This window comes from Streptomyces sp. CA-210063, from assembly GCF_024612015.1.
Lineage (GTDB): Bacteria > Actinomycetota > Actinomycetes > Streptomycetales > Streptomycetaceae > Streptomyces.
In genome coordinates this window covers 6,168,097-6,185,481 of the sequence record NZ_CP102512.1, presented here as the reverse complement: position 1 = coordinate 6,185,481, position 17,385 = coordinate 6,168,097, and the positions used below count along the sequence as shown (strand labels likewise).

General features: G+C 69.2%; 21 protein-coding genes and 2 pseudogenes. 9 read left to right on the top strand and 14 right to left on the bottom strand.

Going from position 1 to position 17,385, the window contains the following annotated elements; translation table 11 throughout:
* Window positions 1-293 precede the first annotated feature (293 nt).
* Window positions 294-608, top strand: a complete 315-nt coding sequence (locus tag JIX56_RS27120) for a hypothetical protein (RefSeq protein ID WP_257544364.1) — start codon at window positions 294-296, stop codon at window positions 606-608.
* A 753-nt stretch (window positions 609-1,361) separates the two neighbouring features.
* Here the strand turns inward: JIX56_RS27120 and amaP are convergent.
* The 5 genes from amaP to JIX56_RS27095 are packed head-to-tail and all read right to left on the bottom strand — an operon-like array spanning window position 1,362 to window position 3,787.
* Window positions 1,362-1,955, bottom strand: a complete 594-nt coding sequence (gene amaP / locus JIX56_RS27115; RefSeq protein WP_257544362.1) for an alkaline shock response membrane anchor protein AmaP — start codon at window positions 1,953-1,955, stop codon at window positions 1,362-1,364.
* A gap of 10 nt (window positions 1,956-1,965) precedes the next feature.
* Window positions 1,966-2,652, bottom strand: coding sequence for an alkaline shock response membrane anchor protein AmaP (locus JIX56_RS27110; protein ID WP_257544360.1), 687 nt, complete (start codon window positions 2,650-2,652; stop codon window positions 1,966-1,968).
* On the bottom strand, window positions 2,649-3,095 hold the full coding sequence (locus tag JIX56_RS27105; protein WP_257544358.1) for an Asp23/Gls24 family envelope stress response protein: 447 nt from the start codon (window positions 3,093-3,095) through the stop codon (window positions 2,649-2,651). The genes JIX56_RS27110 and JIX56_RS27105 overlap by 4 nt, the downstream gene beginning before the upstream one ends.
* Window positions 3,092-3,319: a hypothetical protein gene (locus JIX56_RS27100; RefSeq protein WP_257544356.1), complete on the bottom strand. Its 228-nt coding sequence runs from the start codon at window positions 3,317-3,319 to the stop codon at window positions 3,092-3,094. Before JIX56_RS27100 ends, JIX56_RS27105 begins: the two co-directional genes overlap by 4 nt.
* 36 nt (window positions 3,320-3,355) lie before the next feature.
* Window positions 3,356-3,787: an Asp23/Gls24 family envelope stress response protein gene (locus JIX56_RS27095; protein ID WP_257551139.1), complete on the bottom strand. Its 432-nt coding sequence runs from the start codon at window positions 3,785-3,787 to the stop codon at window positions 3,356-3,358.
* A 228-nt stretch (window positions 3,788-4,015) separates the two neighbouring features.
* Here JIX56_RS27095 and JIX56_RS27090 point away from each other — a divergent pair, with 228 nt between their 5' ends.
* Window positions 4,016-4,789 carry a hypothetical protein gene (locus JIX56_RS27090; RefSeq protein WP_257544354.1) on the top strand — a complete coding sequence of 258 codons (774 nt, stop codon included), beginning with the start codon at window positions 4,016-4,018 and terminating at the stop codon, window positions 4,787-4,789.
* 135 nt (window positions 4,790-4,924) lie between these two features.
* Here the strand turns inward: JIX56_RS27090 and JIX56_RS27085 are convergent, their stop codons facing one another.
* A complete protein-coding gene (locus tag JIX56_RS27085) occupies window positions 4,925-5,086 on the bottom strand; it encodes a hypothetical protein (RefSeq protein WP_257544353.1) in 162 nt (53 codons plus the stop codon).
* Between the two features lie 377 nt (window positions 5,087-5,463).
* Between JIX56_RS27085 and JIX56_RS27080 the strand changes: the two are divergent.
* A pseudogene (locus JIX56_RS27080) lies at window positions 5,464-5,853 on the top strand (fatty acid desaturase family protein); the annotation flags it as partial.
* Between the two features lie 352 nt (window positions 5,854-6,205).
* On the opposite strand, the gene JIX56_RS27075 reads toward JIX56_RS27080, so the two are convergent.
* Together JIX56_RS27075 and JIX56_RS27070 are read right to left on the bottom strand one after the other, a co-directional pair.
* Window positions 6,206-7,657: an FG-GAP and VCBS repeat-containing protein gene (locus tag JIX56_RS27075; protein WP_257544351.1), complete on the bottom strand. Its 1,452-nt coding sequence runs from the start codon at window positions 7,655-7,657 to the stop codon at window positions 6,206-6,208.
* Between the two features lie 768 nt (window positions 7,658-8,425).
* Complete coding sequence (locus JIX56_RS27070; RefSeq protein WP_257544350.1) at window positions 8,426-8,599, bottom strand: hypothetical protein; 174 nt, start codon at window positions 8,597-8,599, stop codon at window positions 8,426-8,428.
* Window positions 8,600-9,225: 626 nt separating this feature from the next.
* On the opposite strand from JIX56_RS27070, the gene JIX56_RS27065 reads away from it, so the two are divergent.
* From JIX56_RS27065 to JIX56_RS27050, 4 genes are all read left to right on the top strand, one after another.
* Entirely contained in the window at window positions 9,226-9,651 is a 426-nt protein-coding gene (locus tag JIX56_RS27065) for an STAS domain-containing protein (RefSeq protein ID WP_257544348.1), read from the top strand.
* 56 nt (window positions 9,652-9,707) lie between these two features.
* Window positions 9,708-10,319 (top strand): hypothetical protein, encoded by a 612-nt coding sequence (locus JIX56_RS27060; RefSeq protein WP_257544347.1) that lies wholly within the window; start codon window positions 9,708-9,710, stop codon window positions 10,317-10,319.
* Complete coding sequence (locus tag JIX56_RS27055; RefSeq protein ID WP_257544346.1) at window positions 10,309-10,662, top strand: hypothetical protein; 354 nt, start codon at window positions 10,309-10,311, stop codon at window positions 10,660-10,662. The genes JIX56_RS27060 and JIX56_RS27055 overlap by 11 nt, the downstream gene beginning before the upstream one ends.
* A 79-nt stretch (window positions 10,663-10,741) precedes the next feature.
* Entirely contained in the window at window positions 10,742-11,458 is a 717-nt protein-coding gene (locus JIX56_RS27050) for a GAF and ANTAR domain-containing protein (protein WP_257544345.1), read from the top strand.
* Window positions 11,459-11,661: 203 nt separating this feature from the next.
* Here JIX56_RS27050 and JIX56_RS27045 read toward each other — a convergent pair whose 3' ends face one another.
* Window positions 11,662-12,501, bottom strand: coding sequence for a SigB/SigF/SigG family RNA polymerase sigma factor (locus JIX56_RS27045; protein WP_443031887.1), 840 nt, complete (start codon window positions 12,499-12,501; stop codon window positions 11,662-11,664).
* Between the two features lie 480 nt (window positions 12,502-12,981).
* On the opposite strand from JIX56_RS27045, the gene JIX56_RS27040 reads away from it, so the two are divergent.
* Complete coding sequence (locus tag JIX56_RS27040) at window positions 12,982-13,626, top strand: hypothetical protein (protein ID WP_257544344.1); 645 nt, start codon at window positions 12,982-12,984, stop codon at window positions 13,624-13,626.
* Between the two features lie 223 nt (window positions 13,627-13,849).
* Here JIX56_RS27040 and JIX56_RS27035 read toward each other — a convergent pair whose 3' ends face one another.
* The 5 genes from JIX56_RS27035 to JIX56_RS27015 form a co-directional block, all read right to left on the bottom strand.
* Entirely contained in the window at window positions 13,850-14,209 is a 360-nt protein-coding gene (locus tag JIX56_RS27035; protein ID WP_257544343.1) for an ANTAR domain-containing protein, read from the bottom strand.
* A gap of 40 nt (window positions 14,210-14,249) precedes the next feature.
* Window positions 14,250-14,606 (bottom strand): PRC-barrel domain-containing protein, encoded by a 357-nt coding sequence (locus JIX56_RS27030; protein ID WP_257544341.1) that lies wholly within the window; start codon window positions 14,604-14,606, stop codon window positions 14,250-14,252.
* 9 nt (window positions 14,607-14,615) lie between these two features.
* On the bottom strand, window positions 14,616-15,008 hold the full coding sequence (locus tag JIX56_RS27025; RefSeq protein WP_257544339.1) for an ANTAR domain-containing protein: 393 nt from the start codon (window positions 15,006-15,008) through the stop codon (window positions 14,616-14,618).
* An 83-nt stretch (window positions 15,009-15,091) separates the two neighbouring features.
* Window positions 15,092-15,370: a hypothetical protein gene (locus JIX56_RS27020; protein ID WP_257544337.1), complete on the bottom strand. Its 279-nt coding sequence runs from the start codon at window positions 15,368-15,370 to the stop codon at window positions 15,092-15,094.
* Window positions 15,371-15,922: 552 nt separating this feature from the next.
* Window positions 15,923-16,558, bottom strand: coding sequence for a DUF5994 family protein (locus tag JIX56_RS27015; protein ID WP_257544335.1), 636 nt, complete (start codon window positions 16,556-16,558; stop codon window positions 15,923-15,925).
* Between the two features lie 245 nt (window positions 16,559-16,803).
* Between JIX56_RS27015 and JIX56_RS27010 the strand changes: the two are divergent.
* A pseudogene (locus tag JIX56_RS27010) lies at window positions 16,804-17,075 on the top strand (hypothetical protein).
* The last annotated feature ends 310 nt before the right edge of the window (window positions 17,076-17,385 follow it).

Here is a 17,385-nt window from a genome sequence, read left to right as displayed (position 1 = left end):
GCCTCGCGTCGCGTGGATCGCCTGGCCGGCGGGCGGGCTCCTCCACGGCAAGTCGGGCCTGCCACCGCAAGTCGGGCCTGCCACCGCACCTGGCACGGTTCCACCTGGTCGGCGAGCCTCTGCTGGAAAACGTCAGGCGGGCCGTTCGGTCGCAGGCTCCCCGACAATGCGACACCAGTACCAGCAGAGACAACGACACGGCTCTCAGCGGCGGACCTTGGCCCGCTCCTGTCGACCTTGCGCTGAGCATCCTCCACAGCCTGGATCTCGATCTCCCGGAGCACCCGCCGAGGATGTCCTCCGGCAACCGAGCGCTTGCGATCAGCCCAAGTGCACTGCCGACCGGACGTGCTGTAGCCGAGCTCGATCACGAGCTTCCCGGAGCGCTCCGGATCAGGGAACTGCGGATATTCCTGCTGGACCGTGACGGCGTAGGTGAACCCGCAGACGAGCACACCCAGCTCGCCTTCGTGTCGCGAGTAGCGCGAGGGGAAATGCTGCCTGTTGTAGGTGTACGTACGGCTGCGATGGTGATCGGCGACCGGGTGATCCTTGATCCCGTGTCCCCGCCGTACGGCTTCCGCGACAAAACCCTGGAACAGCAGTAGCGCCCGCCCGAGCGCGGACGGCATCGCCAGCCGCCCCTCGTCATCCCGCAGAGCCACCGCAACCGGGTGTGGGGAACGAGTTGCGCGGGCACTCGGACCGGTGGCGGGCGATGCGCTTGCCCTGCGGGGCAGGCCGTGCCGCTTCGCGCAGTCGATGACGAGTCGCCACTCCGTCAGCTCGTCCTCGTCGGGCTCAGAAATCGTGACGCGCCCTTCGGCGACAAGCCGCTCGACGAGGTCCCTCGCCTTGGCACGCCGCGACCCGGGCGACGGGCCTCTCGCTGTACGGCATTGGGCTCTGCCCGTTGCCGCGGAGCGGGGGCTGTCGCCAGCTACTGAGGCGGCACCTGGCCTTCCCCGACCGGAAGCGCCCCCGTGTCACCATCGGCGTGGTCAGGGTGATCCGGGTGATCCAGGTGATCCGGGTGATCCAGGTGATGGCCGTGCTCAAGATAGAAGCCCCCGGCCTGCGTGACCCGCACCCGGACGCCCGCATCACCGCATTGACCGTCACCAACCCGCGGTCACGCAACGCGTACACCGAGCGCGATTCCGGCGATGAGCAGGGTCAGGAAGAGGACCATGACGGGATGCCTCCGGCAAGGAACTGCGCGGGATCTGCGTGGCCTCTCGAGTACGGCGGGACACGCTGTGACTGTGCTCGGTGTCGCGTCGGCCTTGGAGTGGTACGTGACGGCCCCTGCACACAGGCCGCTACCAAACAGCGGCGGCATCCGCTTTGGCCCAGGGATCTCAGGCGGTGCGTCGGGCGCGGTGGCGGGCTTCCCGGAGTCGGACCTTCGAGGGGAGGTGGTCCAGGCCGGCCGAGTCCCGTGCGTGTGCGAGCGTTTCCCGGCTCAGGTGTCCCAGAGTCCGCGCTGGATCGGCGTGAGGCTCCAGCAGCAGCCGTACGCGTGCGGTGGGAGCGGTACGTCGGCCCGTCAGCCGTACATGAGCCCGTGAGACCCCGTCCAGGGCTTGCGCCTCTTGCTCGATGGCGTCCTCCAGCGTGCGGCCGTTGAGTCGGGCCGCCGCGCCGTCCTCGCTGTCGACAAGGACCTGGCCCAGGCGGTGTGCGCGTTGCGCGAGGAGCCACCACAGCAGCAGGGCCAGCAGCACGGCGAGCACCGCGATGACGGTCGGCCACCACCAGCCCTCGTCCCGCCACCGGGTGCGTCCCTCGATGCCCAGCACCACATCGTCCGGTCCGAGGAAGGGCCACCAGCCCGGCATGCCGAAATCCCAGTGGCGCTGCAGATCCAGCCCGCCCAGCAGGACGCCGCCGCCCAGGGCGAACAGTCCGAGGCCGAGAAGCCCCAGGAGCACCCGGTTCACTGTCTTGAGCATCAGGATCGCCTCAGTCCTTCGGGCGCCGGACGTGCACGGTCAGCGTGGGTTGCCGGGCGAGACGCAAGGACCTCACGGTTTCCCCCAGCGTGGCGTCCAGGTCCGCGCGGACCTCCTCAAGGTCGCGGAAATGTGCCCGGGCCCGGGCTTTGACCTTCCGCCGGCCGACAGCGATCCGTGCCGACCGGACACCGGGTACCTGCACGGCCCGGTCGCGCAGAACCAGGGCGGCCGCACGGCGGTCGAGCCCGGCGCGGACCTCCTCCGTCCTGGGGATGCCGGTGGGCCGCCGCATGGACAGCAGCCTGCGCAGACCCGGCGTCACCGCCAGCAGGAAGAGCCACAGACCGAGGGCCATCGCCACGGCGGCCCCGACGATCATCCAGGTGTCGTCCAGTGGCCGTGTGGCCAGTTCCTCGGCGAGCCGCCGCCGCCAGCGCATCGCGTTTCGGCCTGCCCGCACCGAGACCACGTCGTACAGGAGCAGTCCCGTGGCCGCGGCGGACAGCAGGGCAACCACGGCGGCGGGAATCCGCCGCGCCGACCAGAAGCGGCGCGCCGGCCGGCCTGATTCGTCCCTCGCCGCCGTCGCATCCGCGCCCGTCCCCGGGGGGTCGTCGGCGGACGGAGCCGCCGGTCCGGAATCGGCGGGAGGGGCGCTGTCGCCGGTCGGCTGCCGCCAGGTGTTCGCGCTCATCTCACCCTCTCCCCGTCCGTGTGCCGCGTATGCGCCGAGTGCAGCCTCTCGACCGTCACCACGAGGTCGGACACCTCCATGCCGGCCCATGCCCTGATCCGCTCGGTGACCTCCCGGCGCACCGCGGCGCACTGCGCCCCGATGTCGGACGGATAGCCGAGCTCGACGGTGATACGCATCCGCGCCTCGCCGAGCACCGCCTGCCGCCTGTCGGCAGACTCGGCGTCCGGCCCTGCGGGGTTCCGCTCCGGTGCCCGCCGCACGGATGTGTTCACGTGTGGCGTGCGGCGGCCGGGTGGTACGTGGCCGGTCGGCTCGGTGAACCTGCTCAGCGCCTCACGCGCCACCCGGGAAGCGATCTTCGCGACGACCCGGTCGGCGACGGTGATCGCGCCCCGCTCCCCACGGGGGACACCCGGACGCCGATCCACTTCACCGGTCACTGCCGCCAGTCCCCCCGAGTCCGCCGCCGGTCGTCACGAATCCGCTCCTGCCGATCCCGGCGGCGGACGAAATCGCCCGGCTCGAGATCACCTTCCATGAAACGCCCGAGCACGAGACCGACGACACCCAGCCCCAGCACCAGCACGAAAGCCCAGAAGTCACCGAAATACGCGGCGAAACCCAGCGCCATTCCGGCCATCAAGCCCACCACGGCCCTGCTCATTTCGCGCTCCTTCACTCAAGCGGGCTGCCGCCCCGGCTACTGGATCCGCTGCCGCTCCTCCCCTTCGTCCTCCTCGTCGGGCAGCTTCACGTCGCTGACCATGATGTTGACTTCCACGACCTCCCGACCCGCCATCCGCTCCACCGCGGAGATCACGCTCTCCCGCACCGCAGCGGCCACGTCCGTGATCGCGACGCCATATTCGACGACGAGCTCCAGATCGATGGCCGCCTGCAGCTCTCCGACCTCGACACTGACCCCGCGCGTGACGGACTTGCCACTACCGGCACCAGGCATGCGCTCCCGCACGGACCCCATCGAGCGCGCGAATCCGCTGCCGAGGGCATGGATGCCGCGTACGTCCCGTGCCGCCATTCCCGCGATCTTCTCCACCACCACATCGGCGACGGTCGTCCGGCCGCGAGAACCGGGCGCGACGCCCTGCCTTACGCCGGTGTTCTCTGTCATCGAGGTCATCGAGGTCATCGAGGTCACCCCTCCCTCAAGAAGCCCACTTTGCACCCTTTACTAAGATTATATTCTCGTTAGGGCGTTTTGCTCGATATGCATACTGTGAGGCGGAGTGGTCCAACGAGGGGCCCGAGCGTCCCTGCCCGGAGCCCTCGCGGACACTCCGGGCTCCGCAGTGCGGCAGGAAGAGAACCCGCGGCCATGGAGAAGGAGGGTGAGAGGCCGGTGAAAACCGAGGCGTGGACGCAGGCAGTACGGCATCAACTCGACCTGGGCAGACTGCTCCCGCTCGGCGGGCCCGACGACGGGACATGGATCACCGAGCAAGCGGCCGTCCGGGCCCTCGGGCGCGCGGCCGCTGAGATTCCCAGTGTCCGGCTGGAGACCCTGCGCATCGGGTCGGCACCGCTCGAGCCCGTATCCGAGCCAGCCGTCCGTCCGCCGGCCAGCGCGCTACCACCCGGCCCGCTCAGGATCGAAGCCGCCTTTACAGCATCCCTCGGGCAGCCACTGCCTGAGACCACGGACCAGTTGAGGAGCACACTGCTCAACGCGGCCACCGAACGGCTCGGCCTGGCCACCGTGACAGCCGACCTGCGCGTCACCGATCTCCATGAGGGCCCGGAGACAGGCGTGAAGCCGCGGACCGCAGAGAAGGCCATGAGGCCCCCGCCGGAAGCCGCAGCCGCAGCCGCGCGAAGCTCGGCCCCGGCGACCGGAACAGGATCCATGCGGGGGCCCATCAGTGAGCTGGCCGACGTCGCAGCGGCCGTTCCGGGCGTCGCCCGCCTCACCACCATGCTGGGAAGCCACCCGGTCAAGGTGGAGAACCATGACGATCCACCCGGCCGACACATCGAGGTCCACCTCGCGGTCGCCTCCGGACACCATCCACTGGAAGTCGCCCGCGCCGTCCGGGCAGCGGTAGCCAGCGAAGCCACCAGTAATACCCCGGGCCCGGTGACCACCGCCGTCCTCATCACAGAAACCGCAGCCTAGCCAGACGTCAACGGCAGGCTCGACGCGCTGGGCCTGATGCCGGTCCCACTTCTCCGGCCTCACCCTCGGCGCAGGCCGCACCGCGGCCACCGCCTGGCCCCGAACACGCAGACACCCGCCTCGGCCTTGCCATTTCTACTGTCGAGGCTTCAGCGCTCTCCGGATCAGCAGGAAGGCCGCAATGGCAATCAGAGCGACCCCCATGAGGATCACGATTGCCCCGAGGATGCCCAGGAGCGTCCCAAGCAGAATCAGGATGGTCCCGATGATGAGAAGAAACATCGCGAGGACGGTCACGGTCGCCTCCTGTCCCCCTCCGACTCTGACTCCTCCCGGCCATCTATCGCAACATTTACGGACAAATCAACCAGTTTACCGCCCTCGCCGGTGCCCGCCTCGCTGAGTCCGGCCCACTCACGGGCTGGCCTCGGTTCTGCCATGAAAGCGCGCGGACCGCTCCAGAAGCCCTGCCTGTCCTGTCACGGTGTGAGACATGCCCGGCAGGGAGATCGCACTCAGATAGAGGGCCTGCACTCGAAGCAGACGTCATCCTTGTTCCAAGGTCGCGCGATGCGCTTCCCTCAGGGGGCAGCGCATCCCTACCTAGGCACGGTCTCAGCGGCTCCCGGGGCGGCGCAGAGCCATCTACATCCTTGGGGGAGCGTTTCACCATCATGAACAGAAACATCATGGTCCATCCCCCGCCCTCGGAGACGTCGGGCAGTGACTTCGCCCGATTGTCGAGAAAGATCGCTGATGTCGGCCTGATGGGACGCCGTCCCGGCTATTACGCACTGCGGATCACAGTGGTGGCCGGCCTCTACGTCAGTGGGTGGGCCGCCGTCGCACTCATCGGCGACAGTTGGTGGACGCTGGCAGTCGCCGTCTTCCTGGCCGTGGTCTTCGGTCAGGTCGCCCTGCTCGCCCATGACGCGGCACACCGTCAGGTGTTCCGCCGACGCCGGGCCAGCGAGGTGTCCGGACGGATCGCCGGTGCCGGTATCGGGATGGGATACGGGTGGTGGCAGGACAAACACACCCGCCACCACGCCAACCCCAACCATGCAGCCGGCCTGCATGGGCACAAGTACGCCGTCGACGCCATTCTGGCGGCTGTGGCCGGGCGAGAAGCCGTGCAGGGAGCTCAGGCAACCGTCTTCACCTCCGACACCGACGACATGAATCAACTCCTCGCGGGACGCCCCGTGCGAGTCGAGAAGGTCTGACGAGACGCCGCCTGTACCTCACTCCGGCCCCTCGCCGCCCCCTGAACAACCCGTGCCCTCGTCGGACAGCATCCACCGGCTACACCGCCTGAGGCAGGTGTTGACTCTCCCTCCAACTTGAAGATGGCGGCTGGCTCTGGATCGCTCCTCAGCGGTCAGCGGTCAGCGGTCAGCGGTCAGCGGTCAGCGGTCAGCGTGCGAACGGGCCGCCCAGCCGCGCATACGACAGCTTCAGGGTCGTCACGGAGTACGTCTTGGAGCCCGTCGTCGTGATGCCCGACGTGGAGCCCTTGAGCTGGTGGACGAGGCCCCAGCGGTCCTCGTACCCCAGCTGCTCGTTGGTGTCGATCATCAGGTCGGCGCGGCCGTCGCGGGTGTAGTCGGTGAGCTTGAGGTAGGCGCCGAACTGGTCATCGGTCTCGGGGGCGCCCGCGACGCCGGAGGTGTCCTGGGTGTAGGACTTGGCGCCGGTGCCGGTCAGGCCACCCGCGCGGCCGAGCAGGACGGTGACCGAGCCTGCGTTGCGCTTGGTGCCGATGTCCTCGCCGCGGGCGCCGACGGCGAGGTCCGCGTAGCCGTCGCCGTTGACGTCGCCGACGGCGATGGCGGAGCCGAAGTAGTCCTCGTTCTCCGAGGAGCCGGGCACTCCGGTGGTGTTCTGGCTGAACTTCACCGGCTTGCGGGCCGTGTTGGGGCCGCCGGAGCCGCCGTACTGGACGGTGACGTAGCCGCGCTCGCCGTCGCCCGGCTCGTAGCCGCGGCCGATGGCGAGGTCGCCGTAGCCGTCCTTGTCGAAGTCGCCGATGGCGAGGATGTCGCCGCCCTGGTGGCCGCCGTCGTCCGGCACCAGCACCTCGCCCGCACGCTGGGTGAAGGTGCTGCCGCCGCGGTGGAAGTAGGCCCGCAGGTTGATGTCATTGCCTGCCTGGAGATCCAAGCCGAGCATGTACAGGTCGGTCGCGGCGTCGGCGGTGACCCGGCCGGCGACGAGGTTGGGGGCGTGCAGATAGCCGTAGCCACCGCCCAGGGAATCCCAGCCGCTCTTTCCGCCGGTGCGCGTGAAGGGGCCCTTCAGGAGGACCACGCCCGCCCGGCTGTTGCTGGTCACGGCGAGGTCCGGGTCGCCGTCGCCGTCGAAGTCGCCGGAGACCACGTCCTCGCCGAGGTGGTCGCCCTGGTTCTCGTACTCCTGCGGGACGGGCGAGTTGAAGACCGTGCCCGAGCCGAGACCGTTGGCGCTGCCCCAGACGACGGTCAGCCCGCCCCGGGACTGGATGGTGCCGACGTCCTCGCCGGGCGAGGAGACGACCAGGTCGGCGTAGCCGTCCCGGTCGAGGTCGGCGGTGACGGCGGCGGCGCCCCACCAGTCGTCCTCCTCCACCGCGCCGGGGATGCCGGGCGAATCCTGGTGGATGGTCTGGACGCGGGTGCCGGGGCCGGTCGACGTGCCATAGACGACGGTGACCCGGCCGTCCTTGCCGTGCGAGCCGCCGAGCATGACGAAGTCGCGGTAGCCGTCGCCGTTGAAGTCGTCGGACAGCTTGGCGGGGGCCGCCGACGCCGCGGGGGCCGTCAGGAGCGGTGTGCAGACCGCTGCCGCGAGGGCCACGGCAGCGGCGAGGGCGGTACGTCTGGCGCGCATGGGTCTCCGTTGTCGAGATCGTGCTGTGAGCGACCTGTTGATCTGATCGACTGCGCTCTACGACGTACGCGGCGGCCGAATGGTTGTACCTACGCTCTGGGACAGCTCGAGAGCAGCTCTCCGGCGACGGCTACCGCGACAGGGAGAACCGTGGCTCACACCGTCAGCGGCACCGGAGGGACCTACGGCCTTGGGCGAACGCGCCAGGCAGGGCCGGCTCCAACGGCTGGGGCTTTGGGAGCCGCCCGTCAGAGGCTGATCACTTCATCAAGGCTGTCCCGCCATCTCGACTGTCCCGCCCGATACAGCGAAGAGGTACAGCAACCCCAGCAACCAGCAGCGCCCGACACTGGCCCTCACCGCTCTCCGCACAGCCTGTATGACCTCCGATGACAGATCGCTGTAGAGCTACGGATCAGAAGGCTTCGACATTCGTGGCTGACATCAACGACGCCGGACACGGGCGTACCCCAGCGGCTCTGTCCGGCCGTCGCACCAGCCGACGGCCGCAGCGGGAGCGGGAGCGGGAGCGGATCGAACTCCTAAAGCGGGTGTCGCAGGTTCGAATCCTGCCGGGGGCACAGAGAAAAGGGCCAGCTCAGGAGGGGTTTCCTCCCAGGCTGGCCCTTCGGCGTTTCAGGGCGGGCCACTACGGGCCTGCAGAGTCCTCGCCGGAGGCGTCGGAGGTCGCTCCCCCACCACCCCGGATCATGGCGCCGAGCCGGTCGGCGATGGCCCGGTCGCGGTCGCTGGTCATGTGTTGATAGATCAGCGCGGCCCGGGAGCTGCTGTGTCCGCGTCACGGCGTTCCGCCCAGTCCTTCAGCGGTTCGTCGTCCATCCTGGCGCGCAGGGTGGTGAGGATGACGCCGCCCGGTCGCACCTGTCCCAGTGAGCCCGGGGAAATGACGTCGCCGTTGAGCAAGGTGATGCGTTCCCTCATCTGGTCCGGACTCTGAACGCGGAGCCATCGCGAGGTGTCGGGCGCCTTCCCGAGATCCCGAAGTCCAGGTGGATCCCGCTTCCCTCGCCCTCTCGTGCCTGGGCCATGTGCCGACCCGTCACGAACGCCGTCGGTCCGGGCGAGTGCGGGGTTTCTCTGGATCGGGCTGCCGCGAGGGGGAACTGTTCGGCTCCGTCATGCGAGCCATCTTCTGGGCCGGCGCACGTGGTGCCGTACTCGGGCGGTCGCTTTTGAGTGCTTCACGTACCGTGCGATGCCTCGGATATGCGCGCGCCACCGCGTTTCTGCACTGTCCACATCCTGGGATTGGGCGGCTTCGGACCGTCCACCACACGACGCGAGGACTACGCTGCTGTACGAACGTCCCAGACCCCGGCGTCATGCTGTTGCTGAACACAGATGGCTGCGGGGTGCGGACTGTTCGTCTGTCACCCGGCGCATCCCTGGAGGGAACTGGGTGGGTCCTCTGTCCTGCCGCGCAGGCTGTCGGACCGGCCGTTGCTCCGCCTCCGCCGAACGTACGCCCCTGCCGGGAGGACGCCCAGGATGCCGGGACTCCGGCACCACCGCGCCCGCTGCCGGAGGGTCTTCTGAACCGAGGCGTCATGCCCCTTCCCCAGCTCACCGTGTACCGCCAGGACCGAGAGAATCGGGCGCTGATCACCCTGTCCGGTGAGATCGACCTGGAATCCGTGCCCTTGGTACGCGCGTCCCTGGAGCGGTGTCTGCGGGACGGTATCCGCGCCATCGACGTCGACCTCATCTCCGTCACCTTCTGCGACTGCACCGGACTCAGCGCATTCCTCCGCGCCGCGCAGCAGGCCACCGTGGTCGGCGGGACCCTGCGACTGCACCATCCGCCACCGACGCTGGCTCGGATTCTCGACCTCGCCGGCTGCGGGTTCCTGCTCCTCGGCCTACCGTTCGGACACGAGCCACCTCCTCTCGTGGACACCCCGGCCACGCCCGTTCCAGCCTCGCCGCACGGGCCTGTCCCACTTGCGCCTGTTCTCTCGGGCGATGCGCGATGACGGCCGAACCCGGGCGGGGACAGTCACGGAAGCCGGCGGAAGGTGCGCCCTCCGCCATGGCTCCGGTGCGGTTGCGTCGGCTGAACGGTTGGCTGGTGGAGGGCCTGCGTGAAGAACTGGCGGATCTGTATGGGGAGTCCCGCGTAACGGCGCCGGGTGACGCATACCGCCGTCCCGGCCGCCAGAACTTCTTGGCCCGTCTCACCACGGACATGCGCCGGCCGGGATTCGCCATGGTGATCGGCGAGATGGACGGACTGATGGGATGCGCCTTCGGATTCCCGATACGCGGCGACGGCTCCTGGTGGTTCGACTTCGAGGGAGCATTGCCGTGCCGCATCGATCAACTCACGGTGTCCGGCAGCGTCTTCGCGTTCGGCGACATCATGGTCCGGCCGCACCCGCAGGACCGGGCTCTGGCCCGTCGTCTGCTGGAGCGGCTGCTGACCGACCACCAGGCATCAGTCGGCGCCACGCTGGTGGACCGGGCCGATCGCCCTACTCTCGCTGCGCTTCGCTCCTGGGGGTGGACGGACGTCGGAGAGCTTCGCAGGCCGGCCGGTCCCACCACGTTCCGCGCGCTGGTATTTCCCGTCGGGGAACGAACCGGGGCGAGGGTGGACGGCCTTGTCGTGACGCGTGGAGGCGGTGGCCCGGGTGGGGCCTGACAGGCGGTCGGTCCGCATTCGGATGCTGGTGGCCGAGCAGGCGGTCAGGCATGGTGCCCGGGTCGGTGTGGTGGACGTGTGCACTGCGGCCGTGGCCGCGCTGCCGGTCGGCGGGGCCGGGCTGTCGGCGATGTCCCGGTCCGCGCCGAGCCATCCGTTGTGCAGCACCGACGACATCAGCGAGCAACTGGAAGAGCTCCAGCTCACCCTGGGCGAGGAGCCCTGCGTGGACGCCTTCCTGCACGGCTCGGCCGTCCTGACACCCGATCTGCTCACCCGTGACCTGCAGGACCGCTGGACGGTGTTCGCCGACGCGGCCCTGGAAGCCGGAGAGGAAACCTGACGCATGGGTGCCGACCGACGAACATGCCGTACTTCCCGCCCCTTCAGACAGGGATTAGTCTCAATCGAGGGTGCCCACGATGGATCAACAGCTTCTGGCCAAGACCTTCGTCGAGCTGGCCGACAATCTGGTCGCCGACTTCGACCTCATGGACTTCCTGCGCCTGCTGACCGACCGCTGCGTGGGCATGCTCGACGCGAGCGCCGCCGGGGTGCTGCTCGCCGACCGTGACGGCAAACTCCGCGTCATGGCCGCCTCCGACGAACAGGTGCGACTGCTGGAGCTCTTCCAGCTCCAGAACGACGAAGGCCCCTGCCTCGAGTGCTTCCGCACCGGCGCACCGGTGATCATCCACGACCTGACCCGGGAGGTCGACCGCTGGCCGCGTTTCGTCACGGCGGCCCACCGCAGCGGATTCGGGGCCGTCCAGGCCCTGCCCATGCGCCTGCGGGACGAGACCGTGGGCGCCCTGAACCTCTTCCGTGCCGCCCCCGGCCCCTTCGACCCGCCCGCCACACTCATCGCCCAGGCGCTGGCCGACGTCGCCACCATCAGCCTGCTGCAACAACGCACAGTCCACCGCGGCACCATGCTCAACGAACAGCTGCAGGCGGCGTTGAACAGCCGGGTACTGATCGAACAGGCGAAGGGGAAACTCGCCGAACGCCAGGGCATCGACATGGAGCAGGCGTTCACCGCGCTGCGTGGTTACGCCCGCGCCCACAACCGGCGCCTGGCCGACGTGGCCCGCGCACTCATCAGCGGATCCGAACCCCTCACCGGTCTGGGGGCCTGACCGGCGTCACGGCAGGGCCACCAGCCTGCACGGCCGCAGGGGCCCGGCCTGAACACTTTGGTGATGGCGTCGGCGATGGGCAGTTGGGCGTCCCCGGCACAAGACTGTTGCGGTGCGCAACCACTGCTGGGTGCTGCACGGCCTGATCGGGCGGCGCCAGTAGGCGCAGCGGAGGCCATTGGGCTCAGCCACCAGGGACGTCGTCACACCGCCCTCCTGCGATCGTGGGCCTCGGCCATCACCTGGTCGCGCAGGCGCGCACAGGTGCGGGTGATCAGACGGGAGACGTGCATCTGCGAGAGACCGAGTTGCAGGGCGATCCGATCCTGCGTCATCTCGCAGAAAAACCTCATGTAGAGGATCTGTCGTTCGCGTTCGGGCAGTGCCCGCAGCAGCGGGCGGAGCGCCTCACGGTTGACGATCAGGTCGAAGCCGGGCTCCGTGGCACCAAGGGTGTCGGTCAGCGGGTGGCTGTGCTCAGAGCGGCCGGGTACGGCGTCCAGGGACAGGGAGGTGAAGCTCTCCAGCGCCCCCTCGCCCAGCCGCACCTCCGCCTCGGTAAGGCCGGTGTGCGCGGCGATCTCGCGGACGGAGGGGTCGCGGCCGTAGAGCGAAACGCACTCATGGCCGGCCGTGCGGACCCGGCCGCGCAACTCCTGTACACGTCGCGGCACATGCACGCCCCAGAGGTGGTCCCGGAAATGTCGTTTCACCTCGCCGAGGATCGTCGGTATGGCAAAGCTCGGGAAGGCGGTGCCGCGGCTCGGGTCAAAGCGGGTCACCGCCTTGACCAGCCCCAGTTGGGCGACCTGCTTGAGGTCTTCGAAGGACTCGCCGCGATTTCGGAAGCGCCGGGCGAGCCGTACGGCCATCGGCGCCCAGGCGCACACCACCTCCTGCCGCAGCGCGGACTTCTCCAGACCGTCCGGGAGAGCGGCGATACGGCGGAACGCGGCAGCGGTGTCCGGGGCGTCGTCGTAGGGGTCTGCGCTTCGTGGGCTCTGCTCACGTGCGTACGTCATCTGTGTGCGTTCGTACGACATGGGCACGTGTCTCCCTGATCGGTGGCGTCGCTCACCGTGGGAGCCGGCAGACCGCAGCACATTGGGGAGCAGCGACAGCTGCTCCCACGGGCGTGCCTCCGGTCTGAAGCACAGCGGACGAGTGCCCGGCATGCCGTTCTCAAACGGGTCTGCACAACGCAACTGCGGCTGCTCGGGGTTGGTTGCGGGCGAAAGCAACGGGCGCGGCGACGCCCCGGCCGACATCCGCGCCGTCGGCGACGGCCGTCCCTTCGCCCACCCCGGCGCGTCGCCGTGTTCCTCACCGCCCTGGACAAGCCGGCCGGCGCCGTCACCGTCCATCCGCCGGCGCCACAGTGGCCCCCCGCACCCAACGAGCCCCGGCGCGGCACCGGTCGGGGGCTATGCTGCTGAACAGACGTCCCAGACCCAGGCGCCGCACCGCCCATCGGCCACGATGGCACTCCCGCACGTTTCCGGTCTCCTGAACCGAGGCGCCCCATGCAGACTCCGCGGCAACCCCACGAACCCGAAGGCTCGAAGCCGTCCGCCATGGACACGGTGCGGCTGCGCCGGTTGAACCGCTGGCAGGCCGAGGGGATGCGAGAGGACCTGGCGGATCTCTACGTGGAGTCCTCCGCCACCCCGCCCGGCCAGGAATTCCAGGATCGGCAGGAGTTCCTGCGCCGTCTGGCACACGACGTACAACAGCCCGGATTCGACATGCTGGTCGCCGAGGCGCAGTCCCTGACCGGCTGTGTCTTCGGATTCCCCGTGCCGCGCGACGGCTCCTGGTGGCGGGAGTTCGAGGGACCTCTGCCGCAGAACCTCGAGCAACTGACCGCCTCCGGCCATGTCTTCGCCATCACTGAAACCGTTGTCCATCCGCATGAGCACGCTCACGGGCTCGCTCGCCGCCTGCAGGAGCGTCTGCTCGCCGACGATCAGGCTTCGCTCGGCGTCACCTTGGTGGATCAGTCCGACCGTCCGGCCCGTGCCGCCTTTGAGACCTGGGGCTGGCAGGAGGCGGGGCGGATCCTCCGCGCACCGACCGTCCTGTGCGTAGTGCTTCTGCCCCTGGGAGAGCGCACGACGGAGCATCCGGACGGCCTCGCCCACAACGCCCGGACCCAACGGCCCGAGTAGCCGCCCGCGCCAGGCCGGACGCGGCGCCTACGCAGGCGTGGAGGGGCGCCGGAACGGGAGCGACGGAGGATCGCGGCAGTGCCTCGTTGTGACATCCGTCGATGTTTGAGATTCTCCGGCCGGGCTACTCAGGAGGGGCGTCCGACGGCCGTCCTGGACGAAGACACCGGAGAGTCGAGCTCACAGCTCCCGGTGTCGTCCTCTGGAGCACGCACACCGTCAGTCATCTCCGGTCCGCCAGATGGAGGCTCCGCAGTGTTCGGCGCAGCTCCCGCTGCATCGGCTCCGGAAGCGTCCGGTCCTTCGTCGTGGCGACCAGAGCCGCAGCCACGTCCCGGAGCTTGATGTTGCAGTGCTGCGACACGTCCACCAGCACGTCCCAGGCCCTCTCGCTGGAACACGGCGCCAGGGCCATCACCATGCCGCGCGCCTGGTCGATCACCGCACGGCTCACCAGCGCGTGCTCCAACTGCTCGTTCTTGGCACGTAGTTCGACGACCTCGGACAGCAAAGCCGCGTCCCCCGCCGAAGGCACAGTTCTCAACAGTCCCTGTTCTTCACTGGGCGTGGTCAGCTGGTGCATGGTGCGTACCTCACAGGGCAGTCATCCTGTCCGTGGGCGGTCAGCGACGCGCCAGTTGCCGTTCGCCGGCCGCACCGGGCTTGTAGGCCAGTCCGTAGTGCTTGAAGATCGCTTCCTCCTGCTCGGCGGGCAGCACGTCGTCGGTGCCGATCGAAGGGGCCTGCTTCACCAGCGCTTTGACATAGCCGACCCTGAGATAGCCCGGCCCGGCGATCGCGTCCTCAAGGGGCACGAAGACCAGCCGGTGCCGGGTGGGCAGTCCGGTCCGTACCGTGGCCATGGCCGGCTCATCGGTGGTGGTGTCCACATAGACCGCCTCCAGGACACCGATCTTGTGCGACTCGGTATCGACGACATCGCGGTCGCGCCATTCTCGGACGTCGGCTGCGTGAATCATGGCCTCTCCCTACCTGGACGATCCGCCTGGTTGTCGTGAGCCGCGCCCCTGGTTTTCCGCGTGAAATCGCCGCAGCGTACGACGTAGCGCCCGCTGCATGTGTTCCGGGAGCTGCTTGCCCTCCCAGGCGGCGACCAGGGCCGCGGCCACCTCCGGAAGTCTGGCGTCGCACTGCCGTGAGACATCCACCAGCAGCTTCCTGGCCGCCCCGCGGCGGCAGGGGGTCAGGACCATCACCATGCCGCGGGCCTGGTCGATGACCGCACGTCCGGCCAACGCCCGCCGCAGCTGATCGTTCTCGGCGCGCAGTGCGACGACGTCCTGTCCCGCCGGCGTGTTCCCCCACGTGGCCTCGGCCCGCAGATCCCACCACTCCTGTTGGATCATGGTTGTGCGTTGCATGGCATGCACCTCTTGACGATCTCGACGTGTCCGGCCCGGCTGAAGCCGTCCGGGAACCGCTGGCTGCCGAACCGCTTCACGGGTCACCTGCGATGTTCGTGGTCCCGACGGTCCTCGCGCCGCCAGCGCGCCCGGTGCTGACGGCTGTAGCGGCGGTCCCAGCGTTCCTGACGATTCCGGCGCTCCTGGTAGTCCCGGTAGTCCCCGAGATCGGAACTGCCGCCACGGCTCAGGCCTCCGCCGCGATCGCGGCGGTAGCGGGTGGCGCCGTAGACCAGCACCGCCGCGGCCACCCACCAGATGGGATTGAGGAAGCCGAAGCCGAACAGGACCACGATGAGGGCGAGGAGCAGGACGAACACGGTGGGCCTCCCCGGGAGCAGAACACAGCATCGATACCGGGGACTGGGGCCTCACCCCACAGCGTAGCCCTGCCCGAAGGTTACGGATACCGTGCGACGTCAGCGCGTCCTGCCGGGCACGGATGGCTACTTGACACCTGTCGGGGAACTGCTGCGAGGACTAGCGTGCGACATGCCGCCCCTGCCCCCGGCAGCGTCGCACCGCCAGCGCGCTCCCCAGAGGGCGCACCCTCTGCATCGGTGCCGGAACCCGCCGCGTCACGAGCGAGGCCGTTCCCGCGCGCGCCCGTCGTCACGATCCCGGCGCAGCTGATGCGCCCCGAGCGGGCAGCGATCTGCTGCCCGCCGCGTCCTGGCACGCCTGGCAAGGGACCGCGGCTTCCCCGACGGCGGAGCAGTTCGAGGACCAGATCGCCGCCCGGTCTCCCCTTCCGGATGCTGCGTCCCCACGCGATGGCCCAGGAGCGGCCGTGGTGGAAGGCGACGGTGCGGTCGCTGTGCTGCCCGTTGGCCAGGTGGATGAGGAGCCAGCCCGCCAGGTTTCCATGGTCCTCACATCCCCATCGGCCGATTCGGGGTCGCGACGGGTGCAGCGGCTCGATCTCCGCCCTCGGGCATGGCTGCCGGGATCCGTGGCCGTGCGGCGGGATCGCGGACCCCGTGCCCTCCCTCGGAGTCCCAGACCGCCTCCACGGCCCGGTCGGTCTCCGTCACCGTCCGCAGACGCGCGGCCTGCTCCATCAGCCGGCTCGCGGTCGACGTGCCCAGGGGGTCGCTCGCGGCGGCCATCAGCCAGGCGGCCGAGACGGGGTCCGTCCGCGGCGGGACCACCAGCAGGTCCCAGCGGCCCACGTGGTACGAGAGCAGCAGCAGTTCGTGCGGATCCTGCTCCGGCAGGAACCAGCCCACCTTCACGACATGCCCGGCGACAGGCACCTTGCGCGGGACGACCGGCCAGTGGGTGGGATTCACCGTGACCCGCGTGATCCGCCCCCACAGCGGTTCCAGTACGGCTGTCAGGGCCGGGAGTTCCGCCCCGAGATCGCGGGAGCGGGGCCACCATGCGCCGTCCAGAAGAGCCGGCGCGGCGCCGACGGGAGCCAGCGACAGGCGGAGAGGAGAAGAGGTGGGGGAGGTCGACGAGAGCCGGTCTTCGTGTGTCGGCGAGAGGGAAATCGTCGCAGTCATGACGCGAACCCTGCCCCGGGCCGACCGCTGCCGACCCGGCCTATTCGATCGCCGAAAACGACACGAGCGTGGTAGCCGGTGCGCGAAATATCCTCGGTACTTTGAGCGTACTCCTCGGCCAAATCGAACGGACGGTGCCGTCGACGGATGAATCGCCCCCTTGCGCTCCCCCTCCGGACGGGCCCGACCCCAAGGTGCTGTCCGGAGAGGACGAGGATCACCAAGCCAGAGACACACGATGCCCGATGGCAACACTGAGCGAGCGGAAGAACTACCGTGAGGCGATCCTGAAAGCCCTGTACGAGGCCACGGAGGGTCATCGGCTCCTTGGCATCAGCGGGACGAAGTTGCGCAGCGAACTCCAGATCCCCCAGCAGGATCTCCCGCCGCCTGCGCTTATCTGGCAGGCGAGGGACTCGCCACGGTCGACTGGGAGCAGGGAAACACACCCGCGTTGGTCTCGCTGACACACCAGGGGATCCGGCTGATGGAAAGCGGGGAGGAGGAACGCGGGTGACACAGGGCGAAAGCCCTTCCCGGGCCGCGCGGAACCGAATGGACACGAGAACCGCGAGACACCGGATGCCTGAAATGTGCACCAGGCATAGCATGAAAGCGGGTCGGCACACTCTCACGTGCGACCGGCCCGGAAGGGCGACCCCGGTGTGTATACGCCGGGGTCGTTGGAGCACGGCGGACGCGGCCGCCGGGGGCAGGGCGTGGTCCGTTCCGCCGATGTCCGGTAGTGGCGCGACCCACGACGTCGTGGACCCGAAGGGGGCGCAGGATCGGCACTCTGGAAGCGGTCTACGCGAACACCACTACCG